The organism is Candidatus Methanoperedens sp. (assembly GCA_027460525.1).
Taxonomy (GTDB): domain Archaea; phylum Halobacteriota; class Methanosarcinia; order Methanosarcinales; family Methanoperedenaceae; genus Methanoperedens.
The window spans coordinates 105,884-126,301 of sequence record JAPZAS010000015.1 but is presented as its reverse complement, the minus strand read 5'-3'; the positions used below and the strand labels follow the sequence as shown (position 1 = coordinate 126,301).

Sequence of the window (20,418 nt, the reverse complement as noted above, 5' to 3'; positions counted from 1 at the left end):
AATAAAAGGGAGGTGAGAGTCGTGGGAAAAAAGGCTTTAATCAATCTTAAGCGGGTTGAAAAGATCGATGCTGAGTCTCAAAGGATAATTAAAGATTTTGAGAAAGAATCGGGAAAACCGCTGAAAGGTTTTGTGTTAGACTTGCGTGAAGAACCGGGAATGAAACCGATTTTCGAGTGTCAATGCAAGTGTAGTTATACGGATAGTTGTGGCGGCGGTGGAGGCGGCGGCCATAAAAAAGTTGTTGAATAAAAGATGGTTAGAGTTCGGCCGAGAGATACTTTAGCTTTCTGCCGAGCATTTCTATTTGGTGAGAGATTGAAAGCTATGAAACTTAATGGAAATTTAATATTACCACGATATTCTTCTTTCAATGTATATAAAAACAATAGTGATTATTTTATCATTAATCCTGAAGTAAATTTTTGGTTTAAATTATCTAAAGAACAGTTCCTGGCGTTTAAACTGTTAGATGGGGAGTCAACTGTTGATAAATTGCTTAACAAAATAAATGGCCATGTCGCAGAATCTCTACGAGGAGCATGCATTAAATTTATTGAAGAAATTGCATTGAATTACCCCACCAAATGTATCGAGCTTCCTAAAACAACATCATTATCAACAATGTATCTGGCATTAACAAATAAATGCAACTCCAATTGTTTATATTGTTTTCGTGATTTGAATGCTTCCAATAGAATTGACGGGTACAGTACATTAGATAAGAATTTGATAAATAACGCTATCCTATCTTTCAGAAATATTGCAGTCGCTAATCCTGAAATCGTTTATACAGGCGGTGAACCGACTTTGTTTCCGGAGTTGATTGAAATTGCAAATTTTGCTAAAAAAAATAATATTGAAAACGTGCTGCAAACAAATGGTTTGCTTATCAATGAAAACAATGCCTCGTTATATGCCGAAATATTCGACAAAATCCAGATTAGTTTGGATTCTACCAATGAAGAAGTAAACGACTGGTTGAGAGGAAAAAGGGGACATTTCAAAACCATAAAGCGTGCTATAGCAATGTTGTGTAAATATGATGTAAAAATTAAGTTGGCGGCTACTATTACAAAGAAGAATTTTAATGATATCTCAAACATAAAAAAATATTTCCCGGAAATTGATTTTCAATTTACCCCCATGCTCCAAATTGGAAAAGGGAAAGAAATGTCTCATTTGGCGTTCTCACCACATGAATTTCTTGAACATTTAGTTAGTTTGCCCGAAGGTTCGGAAGCTCTCTTTGCTAAAAATATTCCTGAATTCGGAACAAAAAACCAGATGTGCGGCGCCGGAACATCTATTCTGAGTATTTCCCCCAATGGAGATGTATTCCCCTGCCAAATGTTGCATCACCAGGATTTTCACTGCGGAAACATAAAAAATGATTCGTTAGAAAATATATACCATTCTTCGGGAACCATAGAAAGATTCAGAACACTTACAGTTGATAAGATAGATGGTTGTAAGGAATGTGATATACGCTATATTTGTGCAGGGGGCTGTATGGCTAATGGGTTTTGGCTAAATAATGATTTTCCGGTTAAAGATTATTTTTGTGAATTTAACAAAGAACTATCTTTTTATAACCTAATTAGTAAATTTAAGGAGATCAATCTTACAAACAATAATTAACCAATAATACTTTGCATGATGAGGGAATTCCATAAATGAACTCAAAGAATTCTGGCATTAGTTAATCCATCAACTTGAGGAATATCTCCTCAAGCGATGTTTCTGTTGTCTTAATATCAATTATCCTTCCATTATGCTTCGCCACCCAGCCTGTAATCCTGTTAAACTCGTCTATGCTGTCTGTGCGTGCGATAAAATTCCCGTTATTTTTCACAGCCTCAAAATCAATCGCAGCTTCGACACTGAACTCGATTGTGTAAACAATACCCCCGCACATTTTCTTTATCTGCGGCATGGTGCCGATCGCTATTTCCTTTCCCCTGTTCATTATCAGCACGCTGTCGCACAGGCTTTCGACCTGGTAGAGGTTATGCGCGCTGAACACGATGGTTTTCCCCTGTTTTTTAAGTTCTGACACAAAATCCACAAGATATTTTGAAGTTGTGGGGTCAAGACCTGATGTCATTTCATCCAGTATGAGGTATTCCGGGTCGTTTATCAACGCCCGCGCAATGACAACCTTGCGCTGCATCCCTTTTGACATCTCTCCAATCTTTTTACCTGAAGCATCGAGGCGAAGCGCGCTGAGGATATCGCCAATCCGCATGGATGCTGTTTTCTTTTCAACCTTGTAAATTTGTGCGAAAAACATAAGGTAATCGTGAGCTGTCATGCCTTCATACAGCGGGCTTTCCTCAGGCAGGAAACCGAGTTTCTGTTTTATCCTCTGTGCATCCTTTTTTATATCCATTCCCTGGATTTTTATACTTCCCTTCGTAGGAGCAATCAATCCGCTTAACATTTTCAGAGTCGTGGTCTTGCCTGCGCCGTTCGGTCCCACAATGCCGAAAATCTCGCCTTTATTAATTTCAAAACTGAGGGAATCGACAGCAATAGAGCCATCATATTCTTTTCTCAGCCCAACGACTGCAATTTCACTCATAGAAATACTTATTTGGTTACTGAGTATAATAAACATAATGATAAGGGATTTATTGACCATCTCGAGATGGGAATTCAGAAGGACACGATTAAGCTTCAGTAAAAAGACCCTCCTTCTTTCATTCATACTTTTAATTTTAATCGGGGCTGTTTCTTTTTCTGTATCCCAATCCGGTCTTCACATAAACGATAATATCTACAAGGTGGTCGTCACAGACCCAGCTCTGGCTCCAATCCTGCAGACAGACGATAAATTCCAGGTTTACAGTGCAAACGAGCCTGAGGCACGATATCTTTTTGAACAGGGCGGTTTTGACATCCTGATAATAGGGGATAAAGTCATCCATCACAATTCTGAAAAATCCATTTCAGCCCTCGATGCGCTGGATAAAGCCATTAAAAGATACGACGAGGCAAGGCTTTTGAAATATAATGATCTGAACGATACGTTTCCGGTATGGATAACCGTGAAAAATATCGATAGAGAGCAGGTATTCCAGCCCCAGTCCATACAAAAACTGCCTGAAGTGGGGAAAACAGCGGGTTCGACGCCAGCAGCAGAAACACCGGTTTCACAGCCATCCGAAGAAGCACGGGTGCCATCCAAAAAAGAACTGGTTGAAATAAATAGTGTTTCTACCATAAAAGAGCAGGAGCTTGCAACACCATCGCATTTCAATCCTCCAATTCCGTTTAAAGCCGTTGTCCTGAGTTTCCTTTTTATCTTTCCTATATATTTTATAGCGCAGTTTTTCTCATCAAGTATAATGGAAGAAAGAGTGAAGCGAAAAGGGGAGCTTTTGCTTGTATCGCCTGCAAAACCATACGAGATCGTAACAGGAAAATTACTCCCCTATCTTTTAATCACGCTGGTACTGGTGGCTGCTATTACTGTTTATCTCGGAGGGAGCGCATGGATAGTTCTTATGCTGCTGCCTGTTGCTCTAATATTTCTTTCAACCGCCTTCATGGGTGCAATAATAGCGCGCAGTTTCAAGGAACTTACGTTTGTGCTTGTTTTCCTCTCGGTTTTTCTCTCCGGATATATCTTCCTGCCTGCGATGTTTGCAAATATTCATGCCATCAGCATCATTTCCCCCATCACTCTTGTGGTCAAGCTTCTTGAGAACGAGCCTGTTTCCGTAAGCGAATATATCTTTTCAACCACCCCGTTCTATCTTGTCTCCTTTTTGATTTTCATGTTCGGTATTTTCATTTACAGGGAAGAGGATCTTTTCACACAGAAGCCGATAATGAGTAAACTATTGGATTCTGTGCAGGAATTTATAAACCGCGTGCCAGCTCCGATTTTCTTTTTAAGTATTGTTCTGCTCCCGCTTGTATTTTCTCTCCAGTTGATGCTGATAGTATTGATGTTCAATCTTCCAATCCGCTTCGGTATAATAGTTTTTATCCTGATTGCTGCACTGATCGAAGAGGTAGTCAAATCAGTGGGAATATATACGGTTTTTTCAAGGAAATTATCCGATGTTACCACAGGTAATGCCCTGAAATTCGGGATTCTGTCAGGTGCTGCTTTTTTCCTGGGAGAAAAGCTTTTACTGCTGGTGGTTATCGCAGATATAACGGGCTCAGTCTTCGGGTCTGCGATGGGTATCGGTCTTCTCATATATCCATTGATCTTACACGTCAGCTCTACCACCACAGCCTCGTTGAGTTTAAAAGGAACGGGGAACTATCCCATTTCAGTGATTCTCGCCACGGTTATTCATTCCGCATATAATCTTTACCTTGTCTGGGGGGTTGTTTTTGGGTAATACCATGATTATCGCAAAGAAGGAGATGGGTTCTCTTCTCCATGAAAAGACCCTTGTACTTGCGATTATCGTACAGCTGCTGATAGCTTCGTTCTCGTCGCTTCTGGTTATAGGTCTTGCTTCTTTTTTTGACCCCTCGGCTCTCGGTAAATACGATGGTCAGAAAGCAAAGGTGGGAATCGTAGGAGAGGGGGAGCTAAAGCAGTTCATTGAAAAAGGCAGTGTAAAACCTTACTATTACCAGGATATTAACTCTGCACTTTCGGATTTCAACAAGAATAAGATAGATGCGGTGGTTGTAATCCCGTCCCAGGAATCCGGTGGAAATGAGATTATTCAGGTTATAATTTATCTGCCAAAATCTGACATAAAAGGCACGCTTGTTACGCTGCAACTGAAAAAACCCCTGGAAGATTATGAAACATTTGTAAGGGATGTGAGAAGCCCGAGAATAGGTTTCGAGCCTGTAAGACTGCATGTTGAATCTCTTCCCCAAAAAACATCCACATACTTTGAATTCATTTACGGGATACTTATTCCTCTCCTTGTTTTCACGCCGGTTTTTATCTCAGGCGGCTTAATCATAGATATGTTCACAGAGGAATTTGAACGCAAAACAATGGAACTACTGCTGGTTTCACCTGTATCCTTTCAGGAAATACTGAACGGCAAGATGCTTACTGCCGTGCTCATCGTCCCCATGCAGGTGTTGTTATGGCTGATGCTCGTGCGTTTAAACGGCGTTGTCGTCTATAATATCGGGATTATCCTTTTATTGATAAGCATAATCGCAGTTATCATTGTCCTTATAGGAGCCGTGGTTGCCGTCAAGTACAGGGAAAGGGCAATATCCCAGTATATGTATTCCCTTATCCTTATACTGCTGTTCCTACTTGGATATCTCTTTGCAGATTCGCCTTTTAATATTGTGACAAGGCTATCATCCGGCGCTGCCGGCATTGAGGCGCTGGTGAATGTGGCACCTTATGCAGCTCTGGCGCTTCCTTTCTATATTTACACGAGGAGATTTCAATTATCCTGAACTGAGTATAAAGTTCTGATAACTTTTATAGCCAGTAAGACAATAGTAGCAGCCGATACGGTGACCAGAATGGCAGAAAAGCAAACAAAAGAAACGCTAACAGACGAAAAGAAAGCCATACTTCCGGCAAAATCAAATTTCAGCGAATGGTATAATGAACTTCTTCTCACGGGGGAAATCATGGATGTGCGCTACCCCGTGAAAGGGCTTTATGTCTGGTTCCCGTTCGGGTTTGAGGTGCGAAAGCGGACATACGCAATAATGAGAGAACTGCTGGATAAAGACCACAAAGAAGCACTGTTTCCACTCCTTATTCCCGAATCCGAGTTCATGAAGGAAGCAGAGCACATCAAGGGCTTTGAGAACGAGGTTTACTGGGTCACCCACGGCGGAAAAAACGAACTGGATGTCAAGCTGGCGCTTCGCCCCACAAGCGAGACCGCCATTTATCCCATGTATAAAGTGTGGGTGCGTTCGCATGCAGACCTGCCAATTAAAATTTACCAGATTGTGAACACCTTCAGGTATGAGACAAAGCACACACGTCCTCTCATTCGATTGCGGGAGATAACATCCTTCAAGGAAGCCCATACCGTGCATGCCACATGGGATGAGGCGGCGGGGCAGGTTAGGGAAGCTACGCGCATTTATCAGGAATTCTACGCACGACTTGCAATTCCCACCATCGTTTCCAAAAGACCTGAGTGGGATAAATTCCCGGGAGCGGATTACACAATGGCTGTTGATACCCTGATGCCTGACAGCAAAACCCTGCAGGTAGGAACCGCGCACCACCTGGGAAATAACTTCGCAAAGACGTTCGATATACAGTATGAGGACATAAACGGCGAGCAGCAGTATGCCCAGCAGACATGCTACGGGATATCAGAGCGGTGCATAGCAGCGCTTGTTTCTATTCACGGGGACGACAGGGGGCTTGTATTCCCACCTGAGATTGCGCCAGTTCAGGTCGCGGTCATCCCGGTTCTGTTCGGGAAGAGCGAGGAGATAATAAAGGCTTGCCGGGATGCGGCAGACCGATTAAAAGAAAAAGGCATGCGGGTGGCTCTTGATGAGAGCGACGAGCGCCCAGGAGCCAAGTATTACAAATGGGAGATGAAAGGCGTACCTTTAAGGGTGGAGATAGGTCCGCGCGACCTAAAGAATAATGCAGCTACCATCGTAAGAAGGGACAGCGGAAGCAAGGAAAACGTTCCACTGGATAATATCGCAGAAGAAATCAAAAAGCGATTTGAAGGTATTCATAAAAATCTGCTTGAAAAAGCCAAAAAATCAATGGAAGAGCGCATCTTCGACTGCAATACGATAGAAGAAGTTAAGGAAAAAATTTCAGAGGGTATAGCACGGATATCCTGGTGCGGCGGGCGAGAATGCGGGCTTGCCATGGAGGAAGCTGTCGGCGCAGGGATACTCGGGATACCAGAGGGCGAGCTTGGAAAGGGTGGCGGGAATTGCCCGATATGTAAAAAGGTGACGGCAAGTATCGCAATAATGGCTAAAACTTATTAGAGCACGCGAGAACCCAAAAATTGAAGTACTAAAGGAAATAAATGAAGAGAAAATAAAAGGTAGCCGAGGAAAAATCTTGTTTCCAACTAAAAAAGTTCAGTCATTGATAGGTTCAGTGGTACGGGTTGAGATGAAAGGAGATAAACATACCCTTGAGGGCAGGCTTGAGAGCGCGGATGAGTATTTGAACCTGCATCTTGTGGACACGTATGAGATAGCAGACGGCGTCAAAGCGCGTTCTCTGGGTTCTGTAATCTTAAGAGGCAATAACATAATCATATTATGTCCGGTAGGGGAATAGAATGGACATCGAAGAAAAGCTCCTTAAATTGATAAAATCCAAAAAAAAAGGAATTTTACAGAACGAACTCTGGAAAAAGGCTAAAATAGACAGCAGCAAATGTTCCAGGATCCTTGCCAGACTGGAAAAAGAAGGGAAAATAAGCAGGGAGCCTTCCGATAGAACTTTCATTATTAAATACCTTCAGGAGAAAAAGGAAAAAATTAAAAATTTCAAATTATTGCTGATTGATGATATGTTCTCCCCATGCACAGGCTGCGCTCTTGAATGCATACCTGAACAATGTATCAGGCTTTCGGAATGGGTTTGCCGCCTTGAACAGTAGGGTCAGGCTCTTATCTTCCTTTTTGCCCGATATAAAGCTGCTCGACCCGCTCGATGGAATCCGCATCCAGCGATGATTTATCGCTTCTCACATTAACAAGCCTTGGAAAACGGAGCGCATATCCCGAATCATAGTTAGGGCTTTTCTGTATTTCCTCGAAGGCTACCTCGAATACTATTTTCGGCTCAAATTCGACCTCGGTACCGCTTTCAGAAATCACCAGTTCCTTGAATATTTTGGTCAGCTCTTCAAGCTGGTCATCCGTTATGCCGGTTGCCACCCTGCCGATGGAAAGAAATCTGTCAGTATCAGGGTCACGGCATGCCAGCAAATAGGAACCGATAAGGTTGGCTCTTCTCCCCTCGCCCCAATTCCCTCCGATAACCACGAGGTCAAGCGTTTCCATAACTGGTTTAAATTTAAGCCAGTTCTTTCCCCGCTTTCCTGGGGTATAAAGAGATTCTGGATTTTTCAGCATTACCCCCTCGTGCCCTGCAGCAAGCGCCTCTTTGTAAATCGCCTCCACACGTGCAACATCACCCGTTACGGTCTGTTTTGCTACAATACTCTTATCGCATACCTCTTCAAGCCTTTTCCTGCGCTGGATTAACGGCATATCAATAAGGCTTTCGCCATTCAAATACAGTATATCAAAAAGGTTTAAGAATAAGGGAATTTCAAGGGCTGTGATAGAAATATCGTATTTTCGCCGAAAACGCCTGAGTATCTCCTGAAATGCCATCGGTCTATTATTCTTTCCGAGAGCTACCGCTTCACCGTCAAGAATGACGCTTTTTGCAGAAACAAATGATTTCACAGCTTTCACAATATCAGGTAATGAGGATGTAACGTCCTCAAGCCTGCGTGAGTATACCGTTATGTCGTCGTTATTCTTGTGTATCTGGACGCGCGCCCCATCAAATTTCCATTCAGCAGCTACAGTTCCCATTTCTTCAACTGCTTCATTAATACCCGAAGCAACCTGGGCAAGCATCATCTTCAATGGTCTGTTAAGCACCACGCCGAGCTTTAGAAGTCCCTGCTCGCCTTCTTTTTTTGCCGTATGTGCAACAAGCCCGAAATCATTCGTAAGCATATACCCGCGCTCGACCAGTTCCGAAGGTACGTCAAAAGCCTGGGATATCGCATCTCTTACGATTCCCTCACCAACGCCGATGCGCATCTCTTCAATCGATAAGCGTGCAATATACACTGATTCAAGAGGTTTCGCTGCACCAAAGAGGTACTGGAGATTCTTTATTTTTGCACCCTGTGACCCCTTTCCTGTCATTTTTGCAATCGTTTGAAATCGTATATATACATCTTTAATGGTGAGCTCTTCCTGCGAAAAAAAGCTCAATTGGGTTCTGCCTGATGCGAATGCTTTTTCTGCTGCAAGACCTACGTCCCCGGTTTCCTTGACCAATTCTTCTATCCGCTTAACAGGAAGCGAAGATGTTTTAGAGATGGCAGAATACAGCATGCTTGGTCCGATACCAAGCTCCTCTTTGCTCCAGACAGGGAACACATGCCCCATAATAAACCGGGTTGCAATCTCAAGTTCCCCATCACTCACTTCTTTAAGAAATCCGGCAACAACAGAGGTCATTTCAAGCGAACCTGAAATGCCTTCGATCCTGCTGCAGACTTTTGCAAACTCCTCAAAAAAAGTCATGTAAGGGTGTTGACCCTTTTACTTATTTTTTAGTCATATTGGCAAGTGCTGCTGCATGAATGGCGGCGATATCGGTTCCATGGCAGTTTGTACAGTATTTGCCTCTTGACAGATGCACCACGATCAGGTTACCATTGCTTGGTTTAAGTGAGTCCGGCGGCGGAGCATGGCACTTCTCACAAACTGAATAATGGCCAGGCCCTGTTCCATTCTCCACGGTCGGGATTGTTGGCGGGAAGCCGTGGCAGGTGTCGCATTGCAGACCTACGGTGCCGGGTCCGATGTGAATATTATGCACCTGGCTTCCATGGCAGTTAATGCAGAGTTTTCCACCGTTAACGTGCGGCGGGAGATTTTGCGGGTCTGTATGACATAATTCGCACTTGATAGTTGCAACCTGTGTCGGTGCGGTTGCAACAGATGTGGTTGCCGCAGGAGCAGTGGCTGTTGTTGTTGTGGTAGTGGCTGTCACAGTAGCTGTTGATGTTTTTTCAGGTGCCGGAGCTGGCGTTCCTTTGGATGGTTTTGAAGGCCCGCCCAGAACAAAGTAACCGCCTGCTGCAATAAGTATGACTGCAACCAGAATTGCAATATAAATAGGAACTTTTGAATCTTTAGCGTCCATTACGTAATCACCAGACTAAATAGGGTTCTGTATCGCTTTAAATGTTTTGGTTTTTATTTTGCATTGCAGTATCCTGAATACCGGGATTTTTAGGGGATTTCCGCAAATAAACAGGCGTGTCGTCATAATCTATCCTGACTATCCTGTGGTAGGGGATATTCACATCCTGCACAGCACCCTCAAGGATCAAAAATGACCTGTCGATATTCTTGATGGCTCTCCCCTCTACTATCTTGATGTCACCTGGGGCGCCCCTGTGGATGTAGTACACCCTGCACCTGCTGAGATCGAACCTCCATTTAATCTCGTTGAGTATGTCCCTCGGACGTTTCGACCTGAACATGGAATAATGTCTTACTGCATGATATTTAAAGGAAGGAGTCACTTAAAGTTTGCACCTAAAGTCTATTGTTAGCACCTAAAGTTGCTCAAAAATAGAAATTAAGTGCAAAGCTTGATAACCAATATTTATAAATGCCATTAAGGTTAATTATACAAAATTGAGAGCGAGCGGAACATGCGAAAATTCGCCATCTCAACCTTTAGAAACTAAGAAAAACCAAACAGAGGAGATTAACAAATGAGCGACGAAAGAAGAGGCGGCTTTAGACCGCGCGGTCCGAGAGAGATGCACAAAGCAACTTGCGCAGATTGCGGTAAGGAAACCGAAGTACCCTTCCAGCCATCTGGCGACAGACCTGTATACTGCCAGGAATGCTACCCGAAACACAAACCAAAGAGATACTAGATTTATATCGTGCTATAAATTTAAACTGCAAAATTATAGATATTAAGAATATCACCGCCCGCAAACCTTTTTTTGCGTGCGATTGCCTTATTTTTAAATTTCTTGACCAAATTTAGCCCAACATGGATAAATTGGTGTCAGGAAGACCAAAAAGCATGCGGAGGATGGGATTCGAACCCATGAACTCCTGCGAGAACAGCCCCTAAAGCTGTCGCCTTTGACCTGTCTGGGCGACCTCCGCACCTGCGCCAATACATTCTTAAAGCATAAAGCTTTGATGTTGTAATTTCCTATACAGCAACCTGTGAAAGGAGTATATGTTCTGGTTCTCAGGCTGGATGAGACCAGGGATATTCGCGTAGGAAAACTCGGTAAGTTTAATTTCAAAAGAGGATACTACGCTTACGTGGGTTCAGCCCAGGGCGGCGGAGGAATCAAGAGAGTAACGAGGCATTTCAGCGTGGCGCAGCGCAAAAACACCACGAGAAAATGGCATATCGATTATCTTCTCCCTCATTCTGAAGTTATATGCGCGGTATTTTCGCCCACCGATGAGGCGCTCGAATGCGTCATTGCGAAAATCCTCGGTGAAAACTCAATAGCTTTGCAGGGCTTCGGGTGCAGCGACTGCTCGTGTGAATCGCATCTTTTCTTTACAGGCGGAAATATAACTGACGTGGCATCAGGCGCCTGCCATGGCGTTTCGGGAAACGAAAGTATCATTATTTACCCGAACATGTAGGGACTATATGGACATCGGCATCATCGGAGGTTCAGGATACACCGGAGGCGAGCTTCTCCGCTTGCTTGCATCGCACCCTGAGGCAAAGATCACGGCAGTCACTTCGCGCAGCAGGAAAGGGCAGAAAGTTAGCGATACGCACACCCACCTTCGGAAAATATGCGACCTGGAATTCGAAGACCCAAGTGCCAAAGAAGTGGCATCCCGCTCCGATATCGTCTTCACAGCGGTTCCACACGGCACTGCAATGGCGGTTGTCCCCGCACTTCTTGACGTAGGCGTGAAAGTTATTGACCTGAGCGCAGATTATCGTTTAAAGAGTGAAGTATTTGAAAAAATTTACAAAATAAAACATACAGACCCGCGCAAAGCCGTATACGGCATACCCGAACTCCATCCAGAGGTTACAGAGCAGAACCTGGTGGCAAATCCCGGGTGCTATCCTACCGGAGCGTCTCTTGCTGCTGCGCCTCTTGCTGCTGCAGGCGTTATCGAGCGGGTGGTTTTTGATTCAAAAAGCGGAATTTCAGGCGCAGGTGCAGAGCCGACTGCCACGTCCCATTATCCCAACATGGCTGAGAACATACAGGCTTATAAACTTACGTCCCACCGCCACCGCGCCGAGATTGTGCAGGAGCTTTCACTGCTCGACGGCGGTTTAAAAAGCATCAGCTTTACTCCGCATGTCATTCCTTCGGTGCGCGGAATACTGACCACGGCGCATATTTTTGTGAAAAAGGAATTGAGCGAAGAGGAAGTTAGCGATATATACCGGAATTTTTATCAGGATAAGCCATTTATAAGGCTTATAAAAGGAATCCCGATGCTGACCAGTGTACGCGGCTCTAATTTCTGCGATATAGGTTTTGAGATTGAAAAAGACAGCGACAGGATAGTTGTAATATCAGCGATAGACAACCTTGTGAAAGGGGCGTCAGGGCAGGCAATCCAGAACATGAACCTGATGTTCGGGCTTCCCGAGACGACCGGTCTCTGGACGCCCGGTACCGCTCCGTGAGGTAAATATGAAAATAAAAGATGTGATGAATAAAGATGTAATTACATGCAAGCCTGATGACCCTGTAAGTATTCTTGCGAAACTATTAAAAGAGTACCATATAAGCGGCTTGCCTGTAGTTGAAAAAGGGAAAGTAGTGGGAATCGTATCTGAAACAGATCTCCTCAAGTTATTTGAAATACCGCAATTCTCAGGCGAATTATGGCTTCCCAGCCCGTTTGAGGTAATTGAGGTTCCTATACGAAACCTTGTCAGGCTTGAAGAGTTTAAAAAAGCCCTTGAAGATTTGAAGATGAAGCCTGTGAGGGACATTATGAATAAAACAGTTCATGCCATTTCTCCCGATGACAGTCTGGAAGAAGCATCGAGCATTATGGTTAAACACAAGGTAAACAGGCTGCCTGTCATCGAAAAGTCAAAGCTGGTGGGAATCGTAGCGCGAAGCGATATAATAAGGGGCCTTTCCGCAACGGAATAATTATGAAGCACATCGAGGGCGGTATCTGTGCAGTACGAGGGGTGAAGGCAAACGGCATCAAGCAGGGAAAGAACGGTCTTGCGGTAATCATCTCCGAAGCGCGAAAGCGAACGTCTGCCGGCGCTTTCACGCGGAACAAAGTGATAGCAGCTCCCCTTGTTATCACGCAGGAAGCACTGGTGAGCGGGGAATTAAAAGCGGTAATTGCGAACAGCGGATGTGCAAATGCGTTTACAGGTGAAAAAGGCAAACTCGATGCCAGGTGGATGGCAGGAATACTGGCAGAAAAACTGAATTGCGCCCAGAATGAAATAGGTGTTGCCTCTACAGGCGTAATCGGGCGCTACCTTGATAAAGATTGGATAAAGGAGCACCTTGATGAGGTATTAAACGGGCTGTCAGATTCTAAAGAAGCCAGCAAAGCCTGCGCCCGTGCTATCATGACGACCGACACTTTTGTGAAAGAAGCGGCAGTGGAGCTTGATAATGGCGTGCGGATAGGCGGGATTTCCAAGGGTTCGGGAATGATTGCACCCGATATGGGTACGATGCTTGCTTTTTTATATACCGATGCGGCTTTATCCAGGGAAACTCTCAACTCCTGCCTGAAAAAGGCTGTTGACAGAAGTTTTAACATGGTAGTGGTGGATGGGGACACGAGTACCAGTGACATGGCGCTCCTTACAGCCACGGGGTATGGGGAATGCGAAGAAGATGTATTCCAGGAAGGGCTTGACTTTGTATGTATCAGTCTTGCAAAAATGATAGCAAAGGATGGCGAGGGCGCAACCAGATTGATTGAAGCAAGAGTAAAGGGCGCGCTATCCGAAGATGATGCACGGAAGGCTGCCAGGGCGATTGTGCGCTCGCCGCTTGTGAAGACCGCAATATTCGGAAAAGACCCGAACTGGGGGAGGGTTGTGGCTGCCGTGGGTTATTCAGGCGCCGAGGTTGAGCAGGAGAGGATTTCCCTGAAGTTCTCGGATAATAAAAATGAGGTTGCACTTGTAACTTCTGGCAGGATTGTGGTGGGAAAGCTTGAGGCGTTGAAGAGTATCATGGAGAGTAAGGAGATTGTTATCGAGGTAGCTCTTGGTTTGGGTGATTATGAGGCAATTGCATGGGGATGCGATTTGACGTATGATTATGTGAAGATTAATGCGATGTATACGACTTGAAAATATACTATCATTTAAGTCCTTGAAAAGAAGAGATAGTTTAAATGATCATCATGAACCCCAAAAAACCCGGCTTTTCCACCCGTGCCATCCATGCAGGCGAGAAAGAGAACGAAACAGGCGCAGTAAGTGCGCCAATTTACCAGACAGCGCCATTCGAATTCAAGAGCGCAGCCCATGCAGCAAACGTAATGGCTGGGAAGGAAAAGGGTTACGTGTACTCACGGGGCTTGAATCCCACCACAGAAGTGCTTGAAGAAAAAATAGCAAATCTCGAGGAAGGCGAGGCAGCGTTGGCGCAGGCATCGGGAATGGCGGCAATCACCACAGCAGTTTTCACGGAAATATCGGCAGGCGACCATGTGATTGCCGATGAAGTGATATACGGTAGCACATACGACCTTTTTGTGGAGCTACAGAAGTTCAACATAAAGGTGAGTTTTGCTGATACTTCGGATGTCAGGAATGTCGAAGCTGCCTTCCGCCAGAATACAAAACTTGTTTTTTTTGAGACACCCGCCAATCCTACGATGAAACTTACCGATATAAAAGCTGTATCTGAAATGGCGCATGAAAGAGGCGCAAGCGTAATGGTGGACAACACCTTCATGACCCCTTATTTCCAGCAGCCCCTGTTACTTGGCGCCGATGTGGTTGTGCACAGCGCCACAAAATACCTAAACGGTCACGGGGACACACTCGGCGGGATTATTGTGGGCTCTTCTGAGTTTATAAAAGCAGCAAGGCACACAGCAAAGAACATGGGAGGGGCAATGAGCCCTCTCTCGGCATGGCTCATCATCCGGGGGATGAAAACGCTCTCGGTACGAATGGACAGGCATAATGAGAATGCAATGGCTGTGGCAGGATTCTTGCACGGGCATGAAAAAGTAGCTAAAGTCATTTATCCAGGGCTAAAAGACCATCCCCAGTACAAGCTTGCAAGAAAACAGATGAGTGGCGCAGGCGGGATGATTTCATTTTTGCTGAAAAATGCAAAAGAAGTGCCTGTATTTCTCGATGCACTTTCGATGTGCACACTTGCTGTGAGCCTTGGCGATGCCGAGACGCTGATCCAGCATCCTGCAACTATGACCCATGCTGTGGTCCCTCAGGAGAAGAGGATTCAATACGGGATTGGCGATGAGCTTGTGCGCCTGTCTGTGGGGCTTGAGGACGTTGAGGATATTATATGGGACATGGGGCAGGCGCTGGATAGTATCGGTTGAGTTGAAGGAGCCTTATTATTTTGGATTGAAATATTCGTACACAAAATCGAATATGTGACATGATAAATCATGTTATTTTGACAATTGTTAGAAAACTATAAATATCGACACCATCACATCTTAGACATCAATAAATGTGACATAATATCCAACATTTATTTAGGAGGAATTGCTTGAACATAAATTCAAAGCCCTTGCTGTACACGCCTGACTGGCTTGTTTCTTTTGAAAAGGAAGCTGCTGGAGAGATTGTTCTGAGTCAGGATCATGGGGGAGTGATATGCGATTACAGGAAGAGATACGGCATGACCCAGGAAGAACTCGGGGAACTGATGGAACTTCGACGCGAATCCATATCCCGCATCGAGAATGGAAGTGTAACTCCCACGTTTGAATTTGTGAAAAAATTCATCAATGCAATGGCTTTGATTGAAGCAATCCGTGTCGAGAGGGCACAGCATAAGGAAATTGACCTTTATTTTCTTGAAAATCTCGCAAAAGAACTTGGTTTTTCTCGTGAAAAACTCATGGTTATGCTGAAAGTTGCAGTGGAAAGTTATGATAAAAAACTCGTTAAAATTCAAAAATCTTTAAAGGAGAAAAAATTATGACAGAGGATTCCGTTATCTGGCTTGAAGAGGTTGGAAAAGAAGATATAGCAATAGTTGGCGGGAAAGGAGCAAGTCTGGGCGAGATGCTCAGGGCTGAACTGCCTGTTCCGACCGGGTTTGCTGTGACAGCGCAGGCTTTCCGAAGGTTCATAGATGAGAATGGGATAAGTGATGAGCTTTTCAGCTCCCTTGAAGTGGATGTTGATGACGCAAATGAATTGAGAGAGGCGGAGAAAAAGGCAAAAAAAATTATCATGGGGGCAAAAATACCTGAGGATATTGAAAAGAGCATAAGGTCAAAATATAAAGAGCTGTGCAAAAGAGAGGGAAATCAGGCTTTCGTGGCTGTGCGTTCAAGCGCCACTGCCGAGGATTTGCCAGACGCAAGTTTTGCAGGCCAGCAGGATACCTTCCTTAACATCAAAGGAGAGCAAAATGTAATCGAAGCTGTGAAAAAATGCTGGGCATCCCTTTACGGCGCTCGGGCTATCTATTACCGTGTAAAACAGGGATTTGACCACAGCAAGGTCAACCTCTGTGCCGTAGTGCAGATAATGGTGGATGCGGAAAAAGCCGGTGTTCTGTTCTCATCCCATCCCTCGACAGGAGAGCCGCTCACCATCATCGAAGGTGCATGGGGGCTTGGTGAAACCGTTGTTTCCGGGGCAGTTTCCCCTGACTATTACGTGGTTGACAAACTGACAAAAAAGATAACCGAGAGAAAGGTTGCCATTAAAAACGTGATGCATGCCAAAGACCCCAGGACCGGGAAAACCATTGAGATTCCTGTGCCTGAGGATAAGAAAAACGCCAAGGTTCTGGATGATGATGAGATTTTAAAACTGGTTGAGCTCGGGGAAGTGGTGGAAGAGCTCTACGGCACGCCCCAGGATGTGGAATGGGCGATAAAGAACAAAGAAATATTCATGCTCCAATCAAGACCCATAACTACGATAAAGAAGAAAAAAGAAACAAAGGAAAAAGTAGCAACTTCCGCCATACTGGAAGGGCTGGGAGCCTCGCCGGGTATCGCATACGGCGAAGCAAAGCTCGTTTCTGATGCCAGTGAACTTGGAAAAGTCAAGAACGGCGATATACTTGTGGCGGTCATGACCACGCCTGATATGGTTCCTGCCATGAAACGCGCCGCAGCCATCGTGACTGATGAGGGTGGTCTGACGTGCCATGCTGCCATCGTGTCGCGTGAGCTTGGCTGCCCTGCAGTGGTGGGAACGCGAAAAGCCACGCAATTACTGACAGACGGCATGAAAATAACAGTGGACGGCGAGAAGGGGCTTGTGTTCGAAGGGAAAAAGGAGGTTGCAGCGCCTGCTGTGCAGCCTGAGAAGCCTTCTTTTGCAAAGTCAAAACCTGTGACCGCAACCGAAATAAAGGTGAACATCTCGATTCCTGAAGCCACTGCGCGCGCTGTTGAGACGCAGGCAGACGGCGTTGGGCTTCTCAGGATTGAACATATTATACTGGGTCTTCCGAAACATCCCAGGCAGTACGTCAAGGAAGGAAAGGCGGATGAGTACGTTAATGAACTTGTTTCACGTATTCAAACTGTGGTGGATGCTTTTTATCCAAAGCCTGTGTGGGTCAGGACGCTGGATGCGCCCACCGATGAATTCAGGGCGATGGAAGGGGGGGAGGGTGAGCCCATCGAACCGAACCCGATGCTTGGATACCGGGGCATCAGGCGCGACCTGATGGATACGGAACACTTCGAACTTGAGGTAAAGGCATTCAAGGAGCTAATAAAGCGCGGCTATAATAACATGGGCATCATGATCCCGCTTGTGCAGCATCCTTCGGAGCTACGCCGCGCTAAGGAGTTCATGCGCGAAAAGGGTCTGGATATCGATAAAATAGATATCGGGATAATGGTTGAGATACCTGCTGCTGCTCTTATAATAGACCAGTTCATAGCCGAAGGATTGGATTTCGTGAGTTTCGGCACCAACGACCTGACGCAGTACACGCTTGCCGTTGACAGGAATAACGAGCATGTGGCGCATCTGTATAATGAGATGCATCCTGCCATAATGAAGCTCATCGAGTACGTGATTACCGAGTGCAATAAGGCTGGTGTGAAAACGAGCATATGCGGGCAGGCGGGTAGCAATCCGAAGGTGGCGAAGAGGTTGGTGGAGCTTGGGATAACGAGCATCTCTGCGAATATTGATGCTGTGGAGGCTGTGAGGGAGATGGTGGCGAGGACTGAGCTGCAGTTGATGCTGAGGGCAGCGAGGGAGAAAAAAGGATAGCGTTATATAAACTAAGATTATTTAATATACTGTAATGGAAACAATTCAGGGGAATACAGTAAAAATGGAAATCCAAGTAATCAAATCCAAATTGGAAGAACTGCCTGAGGATTTAAAAAGAGAGGTTTACGATTTCATAGATTTTTTATTACAAAAACATGGGGCAGGTGGAGTTAAAAAAGGAAAATTCAGATTTGATTGGGAAGGAGGGTTATCAAATTTGAAAAAGAAATACACCTCCGTAGAACTTCAACATAAAGCATTGGAGTGGAGGTAATGTACCTCATCGATACTAATGTCTTTTTAGAGGTGCTACTAACCCAGAAAAAAAGAGAAAACTGCAAGAAGTTTCTCGATGACAACATCGGAAATCTCTACATTTCAGATTTTTCTTTACACTCGATTGGAGTAATTCTATTCAGAAACAGTAGAGAAGATGTTTTCCAAAAATTCGTAAGCGATATCTTTCCTAACGTAGAAATTGTCACCCTATCGAAATGGTCATATGAGGGCTTGGTTGATATTAAGAGAAAATTAGGATTGGATTTTGATGATGCATACCAGTACAAGATTGCCAAAGAGCATGATTTGAAGATAGTGACAATGGACACTGACTTTGAAAGGATAACCGATTTAAGTGTCATATTTTTGCAGAACATTTCCTAAAATATCTGAAAGTCATCATGAGAACCCTCACCGACCTTGACAAAAAGCTCCTCGCAAAACTCGCGCCAGAGCTTGAAGGCGCCACGGGTCCTGCGCCGGGGCATGACTATAAATTCATCCTGCTTCCGGTATCGCATAAATTCTCGGAATCCCCGGAAGATTTCGCAAACAGGGTTAATAAATTGACCGACGAGGAGTTAAATTACCTTGTTGAGCTGATTTTAAAAGGCGAAGAGGATGTTCGCTCGCTGGCTGAAGGGGATTTCGATGCCATGTTTGAAGTAATAGAGAAGAGGTTGCCTGGAAAAGCTAAAGAGCTTAATAAATAAATCACCGCGAAGACGCAAAGAGCGCAGAGCGTGGCACAGATAAATCTTTTGCGTACTCTGCGCCTTTGCGGTGCGACTTATCCTCGAACCTAACACACCGGTATTTTCCCATACGCCAGCTCCATGCAGAACTCCTGTATGTTCGCAAGCTCGCTATCAATAACCTCATTTACCTCTGTTTCCACATCCTCAAAAGACCCGCGCTCCATAATCACCTGCGCCGCCGCTATCTTGGGCTGGTCTATGGGTTCCCCTATCTGGCTCAAAAGCCACACATAAACTTCCTTGATGTCCGGGACATTAACATAAATCTCATTCGCAATCCTGTGGCTGAGCACGTTGTATATCTTCCCAACATGGCTCACCGGGTTTTTCCCCGCGGCGGCTTCGCTGCTCACCGGGCGGTTCAGCGGAATGATGCCGTTCACCCGGTTACCCCTGCCAACCTGCCCAGAATCCGCATCCTCAGCAGAAGTGCCTGTGACAGTGAGATATATCCCGCCCATGCCTCTTCCTTCCCTGTCCAGCGTATTCAAATAAACTGAAGTTTCAAGCTCTGTTCTTTCTGCCGCATAGTTTTTTATCTCCTCAAGAAGTTCATCCTTTTTCCTGAAATAGGTGCTTTCAGATTCGATGAACCTGTCCACAAGGGGGTCAGCGATGGTTAAATGAAGCTCGCTCTTCTCACGCAGGCCCATGACTTTAATATCCTCGCCCGATTCGGGAAACCTTTTCTTAAAATCAGGGGAATTCAGGTACCGCTCGGTCTCAAGCACCAATGTTTCTGTGGGCGTCATTGGAGCATATCCAACCGCAGCCGAGGTATCATTTGCTCCTAGTATCGCGTCCTTTCTTTTGAAGATATCGGTGAGTTCTGCCGAACCTTTTGCAAGTTCGACCTGGTACTGGATTGAATCCGCATTCACGAACCGCAGGTTATCCTTTATCCATTGCTTTGCAGCATCTATTGCGATATTATTAACATCGATGAATTCCCCTTCCACTTCAAACGTAGCCCTATCCCCGAAAATAAGGCGCATGGGCTTGAGGATTACCCCGCCCCCGAATTTTGTTTTTACCTCCCCTGCCACAAGCATCCCCTTATCTATATTGTGGTGCATGATGGCGCCGAATCTGTTCATGTATTCCTTGCAGAGTTCCACCGAGACCTGGTTCATTATGGAATCGCATATATAGTCGGGATGCCCGAGTCCTTTCCTTTCAACTACTTCCACTTTGCGCTCGGTTATCGGGGTGGCGCCAAGTTCTTCCAGTTCTATATTCCGCATT

The 20,418-nt window shown here is 45.1% G+C and carries 23 protein-coding genes and 1 tRNA gene; 18 read left to right on the top strand and 6 right to left on the bottom strand.

What is annotated here, in order from left to right; genetic code table 11:
- Positions 1 to 21 precede the first annotated feature (21 nt).
- Positions 22 to 252, top strand: a complete 231-nt coding sequence (locus O8C68_05160) for a hypothetical protein (protein ID MCZ7395191.1) — start codon at positions 22 to 24, stop codon at positions 250 to 252.
- Positions 253 to 327: 75 nt separating this feature from the next.
- Positions 328 to 1,641, top strand: coding sequence for a radical SAM protein (locus O8C68_05155; GenBank protein MCZ7395190.1), 1,314 nt, complete (start codon positions 328 to 330; stop codon positions 1,639 to 1,641).
- 61 nt (positions 1,642 to 1,702) lie between these two features.
- Here O8C68_05155 and O8C68_05150 read toward each other — a convergent pair whose 3' ends face one another.
- Positions 1,703 to 2,584: an ABC transporter ATP-binding protein gene (locus O8C68_05150; protein ID MCZ7395189.1), complete on the bottom strand. Its 882-nt coding sequence runs from the start codon at positions 2,582 to 2,584 to the stop codon at positions 1,703 to 1,705.
- Positions 2,585 to 2,621: 37 nt separating this feature from the next.
- On the opposite strand from O8C68_05150, the gene O8C68_05145 reads away from it, so the two are divergent.
- The 5 genes from O8C68_05145 (at position 2,622) to O8C68_05125 (ending at position 7,559) form a co-directional block, all read left to right on the top strand.
- Positions 2,622 to 4,361 (top strand): ABC transporter permease, encoded by a 1,740-nt coding sequence (locus O8C68_05145; protein ID MCZ7395188.1) that lies wholly within the window; start codon positions 2,622 to 2,624, stop codon positions 4,359 to 4,361.
- The gene (locus tag O8C68_05140; GenBank protein ID MCZ7395187.1) at positions 4,354 to 5,403 is read left to right on the top strand and encodes an ABC transporter permease; all 1,050 of its coding nucleotides are present in this window, start codon (positions 4,354 to 4,356) and stop codon (positions 5,401 to 5,403) included. The genes O8C68_05145 and O8C68_05140 overlap by 8 nt, the downstream gene beginning before the upstream one ends.
- Positions 5,404 to 5,472: 69 nt before the next feature.
- Positions 5,473 to 6,933 (top strand): proline--tRNA ligase, encoded by a 1,461-nt coding sequence (gene proS, locus O8C68_05135; GenBank protein ID MCZ7395186.1) that lies wholly within the window; start codon positions 5,473 to 5,475, stop codon positions 6,931 to 6,933.
- Between the two features lie 76 nt (positions 6,934 to 7,009).
- Positions 7,010 to 7,234, top strand: coding sequence for an LSM domain-containing protein (locus O8C68_05130; protein ID MCZ7395185.1), 225 nt, complete (start codon positions 7,010 to 7,012; stop codon positions 7,232 to 7,234).
- Position 7,235: 1 nt separating this feature from the next.
- Complete coding sequence (locus O8C68_05125) at positions 7,236 to 7,559, top strand: MarR family transcriptional regulator (GenBank protein MCZ7395184.1); 324 nt, start codon at positions 7,236 to 7,238, stop codon at positions 7,557 to 7,559.
- Between the two features lie 10 nt (positions 7,560 to 7,569).
- Here O8C68_05125 and O8C68_05120 read toward each other — a convergent pair whose 3' ends face one another.
- Genes O8C68_05120 through O8C68_05110 form a run of 3 tightly spaced genes read right to left on the bottom strand, consistent with a single transcriptional unit; the run spans position 7,570 to position 10,202 of the window.
- Positions 7,570 to 9,234 (bottom strand): ATP-dependent DNA ligase, encoded by a 1,665-nt coding sequence (locus O8C68_05120; GenBank protein MCZ7395183.1) that lies wholly within the window; start codon positions 9,232 to 9,234, stop codon positions 7,570 to 7,572.
- Positions 9,235 to 9,256: 22 nt separating this feature from the next.
- Positions 9,257 to 9,859, bottom strand: coding sequence for a hypothetical protein (locus tag O8C68_05115; GenBank protein MCZ7395182.1), 603 nt, complete (start codon positions 9,857 to 9,859; stop codon positions 9,257 to 9,259).
- Between the two features lie 37 nt (positions 9,860 to 9,896).
- Positions 9,897 to 10,202, bottom strand: a complete 306-nt coding sequence (locus O8C68_05110; GenBank protein ID MCZ7395181.1) for an RNA repair domain-containing protein — start codon at positions 10,200 to 10,202, stop codon at positions 9,897 to 9,899.
- Positions 10,203 to 10,439: 237 nt separating this feature from the next.
- Between O8C68_05110 and O8C68_05105 the strand changes: the two genes are divergently transcribed.
- A complete protein-coding gene (locus O8C68_05105; GenBank protein MCZ7395180.1) occupies positions 10,440 to 10,607 on the top strand; it encodes a hypothetical protein in 168 nt (55 codons plus the stop codon).
- Positions 10,608 to 10,763: 156 nt separating this feature from the next.
- Here O8C68_05105 and O8C68_05100 read toward each other — a convergent pair.
- A tRNA-Leu gene (locus tag O8C68_05100) sits at positions 10,764 to 10,848 on the bottom strand.
- Positions 10,849 to 10,911: 63 nt separating this feature from the next.
- On the opposite strand from O8C68_05100, the gene O8C68_05095 reads away from it, so the two are divergent.
- The 10 genes from O8C68_05095 to O8C68_05050 all read left to right on the top strand — a co-directional run bounded on the left by O8C68_05095 (position 10,912) and on the right by O8C68_05050 (position 19,128).
- Complete coding sequence (locus O8C68_05095; protein ID MCZ7395179.1) at positions 10,912 to 11,349, top strand: GIY-YIG nuclease family protein; 438 nt, start codon at positions 10,912 to 10,914, stop codon at positions 11,347 to 11,349.
- 7 nt (positions 11,350 to 11,356) lie between these two features.
- The gene (gene argC, locus O8C68_05090) at positions 11,357 to 12,367 is read left to right on the top strand and encodes an N-acetyl-gamma-glutamyl-phosphate reductase (protein MCZ7395178.1); all 1,011 of its coding nucleotides are present in this window, start codon (positions 11,357 to 11,359) and stop codon (positions 12,365 to 12,367) included.
- A 7-nt stretch (positions 12,368 to 12,374) separates the two neighbouring features.
- Positions 12,375 to 12,845 carry a CBS domain-containing protein gene (locus O8C68_05085; protein MCZ7395177.1) on the top strand — a complete coding sequence of 157 codons (471 nt, stop codon included), beginning with the start codon at positions 12,375 to 12,377 and terminating at the stop codon, positions 12,843 to 12,845.
- Between the two features lie 2 nt (positions 12,846 to 12,847).
- The gene (argJ, locus tag O8C68_05080; GenBank protein MCZ7395176.1) at positions 12,848 to 14,023 is read left to right on the top strand and encodes a bifunctional ornithine acetyltransferase/N-acetylglutamate synthase; all 1,176 of its coding nucleotides are present in this window, start codon (positions 12,848 to 12,850) and stop codon (positions 14,021 to 14,023) included.
- 44 nt (positions 14,024 to 14,067) lie between these two features.
- The gene (locus O8C68_05075) at positions 14,068 to 15,252 is read left to right on the top strand and encodes a PLP-dependent aspartate aminotransferase family protein (protein ID MCZ7395175.1); all 1,185 of its coding nucleotides are present in this window, start codon (positions 14,068 to 14,070) and stop codon (positions 15,250 to 15,252) included.
- 173 nt (positions 15,253 to 15,425) lie between these two features.
- Positions 15,426 to 15,863 carry a helix-turn-helix transcriptional regulator gene (locus tag O8C68_05070; protein ID MCZ7395174.1) on the top strand — a complete coding sequence of 146 codons (438 nt, stop codon included), beginning with the start codon at positions 15,426 to 15,428 and terminating at the stop codon, positions 15,861 to 15,863.
- Positions 15,860 to 18,133, top strand: coding sequence for a phosphoenolpyruvate synthase (ppsA, locus tag O8C68_05065; GenBank protein MCZ7395173.1), 2,274 nt, complete (start codon positions 15,860 to 15,862; stop codon positions 18,131 to 18,133). The genes O8C68_05070 and ppsA overlap by 4 nt, the downstream gene beginning before the upstream one ends.
- A gap of 34 nt (positions 18,134 to 18,167) precedes the next feature.
- A complete protein-coding gene (locus O8C68_05060) occupies positions 18,168 to 18,410 on the top strand; it encodes a DUF2281 domain-containing protein (protein ID MCZ7395172.1) in 243 nt (80 codons plus the stop codon).
- On the top strand, positions 18,410 to 18,799 hold the full coding sequence (locus O8C68_05055) for a PIN domain-containing protein (GenBank protein MCZ7395171.1): 390 nt from the start codon (positions 18,410 to 18,412) through the stop codon (positions 18,797 to 18,799). The genes O8C68_05060 and O8C68_05055 overlap by 1 nt, the downstream gene beginning before the upstream one ends.
- A 17-nt stretch (positions 18,800 to 18,816) precedes the next feature.
- Positions 18,817 to 19,128 carry a hypothetical protein gene (locus tag O8C68_05050; GenBank protein ID MCZ7395170.1) on the top strand — a complete coding sequence of 104 codons (312 nt, stop codon included), beginning with the start codon at positions 18,817 to 18,819 and terminating at the stop codon, positions 19,126 to 19,128.
- Between the two features lie 89 nt (positions 19,129 to 19,217).
- Here the strand turns inward: O8C68_05050 and O8C68_05045 are convergent, their stop codons facing one another.
- Positions 19,218 to 20,417, bottom strand: a complete 1,200-nt coding sequence (locus O8C68_05045; protein MCZ7395169.1) for a methionine adenosyltransferase — start codon at positions 20,415 to 20,417, stop codon at positions 19,218 to 19,220.
- Between the last annotated feature and the right edge of the window lies 1 nt (position 20,418).

What these genes read in the sequence shown, in the direction of transcription:
- O8C68_05155 (MCZ7395190.1), top strand. Translation starts at nt 328, where the DNA reads ATGAAACTTAATGGAAATTTAATATTACCACGATATTCTTCTTTCAAT.
- O8C68_05150 (MCZ7395189.1), bottom strand. Translation starts at nt 2,584, where the DNA reads ATGAGTGAAATTGCAGTCGTTGGGCTGAGAAAAGAATATGATGGCTCT.
- O8C68_05145 (MCZ7395188.1), top strand. Translation starts at nt 2,622, where the DNA reads ATGATAAGGGATTTATTGACCATCTCGAGATGGGAATTCAGAAGGACA.
- proS (MCZ7395186.1), top strand. Translation starts at nt 5,473, where the DNA reads ATGGCAGAAAAGCAAACAAAAGAAACGCTAACAGACGAAAAGAAAGCC.
- O8C68_05125 (MCZ7395184.1), top strand. Translation starts at nt 7,236, where the DNA reads ATGGACATCGAAGAAAAGCTCCTTAAATTGATAAAATCCAAAAAAAAA.
- O8C68_05120 (MCZ7395183.1), bottom strand. Translation starts at nt 9,234, where the DNA reads ATGACTTTTTTTGAGGAGTTTGCAAAAGTCTGCAGCAGGATCGAAGGC.
- O8C68_05115 (MCZ7395182.1), bottom strand. Translation starts at nt 9,859, where the DNA reads ATGGACGCTAAAGATTCAAAAGTTCCTATTTATATTGCAATTCTGGTT.
- O8C68_05110 (MCZ7395181.1), bottom strand. Translation starts at nt 10,202, where the DNA reads ATGTTCAGGTCGAAACGTCCGAGGGACATACTCAACGAGATTAAATGG.
- O8C68_05105 (MCZ7395180.1), top strand. Translation starts at nt 10,440, where the DNA reads ATGAGCGACGAAAGAAGAGGCGGCTTTAGACCGCGCGGTCCGAGAGAG.
- argC (MCZ7395178.1), top strand. Translation starts at nt 11,357, where the DNA reads ATGGACATCGGCATCATCGGAGGTTCAGGATACACCGGAGGCGAGCTT.
- O8C68_05085 (MCZ7395177.1), top strand. Translation starts at nt 12,375, where the DNA reads ATGAAAATAAAAGATGTGATGAATAAAGATGTAATTACATGCAAGCCT.
- argJ (MCZ7395176.1), top strand. Translation starts at nt 12,848, where the DNA reads ATGAAGCACATCGAGGGCGGTATCTGTGCAGTACGAGGGGTGAAGGCA.
- O8C68_05075 (MCZ7395175.1), top strand. Translation starts at nt 14,068, where the DNA reads ATGATCATCATGAACCCCAAAAAACCCGGCTTTTCCACCCGTGCCATC.
- ppsA (MCZ7395173.1), top strand. Translation starts at nt 15,860, where the DNA reads ATGACAGAGGATTCCGTTATCTGGCTTGAAGAGGTTGGAAAAGAAGAT.
- O8C68_05060 (MCZ7395172.1), top strand. Translation starts at nt 18,168, where the DNA reads ATGGAAACAATTCAGGGGAATACAGTAAAAATGGAAATCCAAGTAATC.
- O8C68_05055 (MCZ7395171.1), top strand. Translation starts at nt 18,410, where the DNA reads ATGTACCTCATCGATACTAATGTCTTTTTAGAGGTGCTACTAACCCAG.
- O8C68_05050 (MCZ7395170.1), top strand. Translation starts at nt 18,817, where the DNA reads ATGAGAACCCTCACCGACCTTGACAAAAAGCTCCTCGCAAAACTCGCG.
- O8C68_05045 (MCZ7395169.1), bottom strand. Translation starts at nt 20,417, where the DNA reads ATGCGGAATATAGAACTGGAAGAACTTGGCGCCACCCCGATAACCGAG.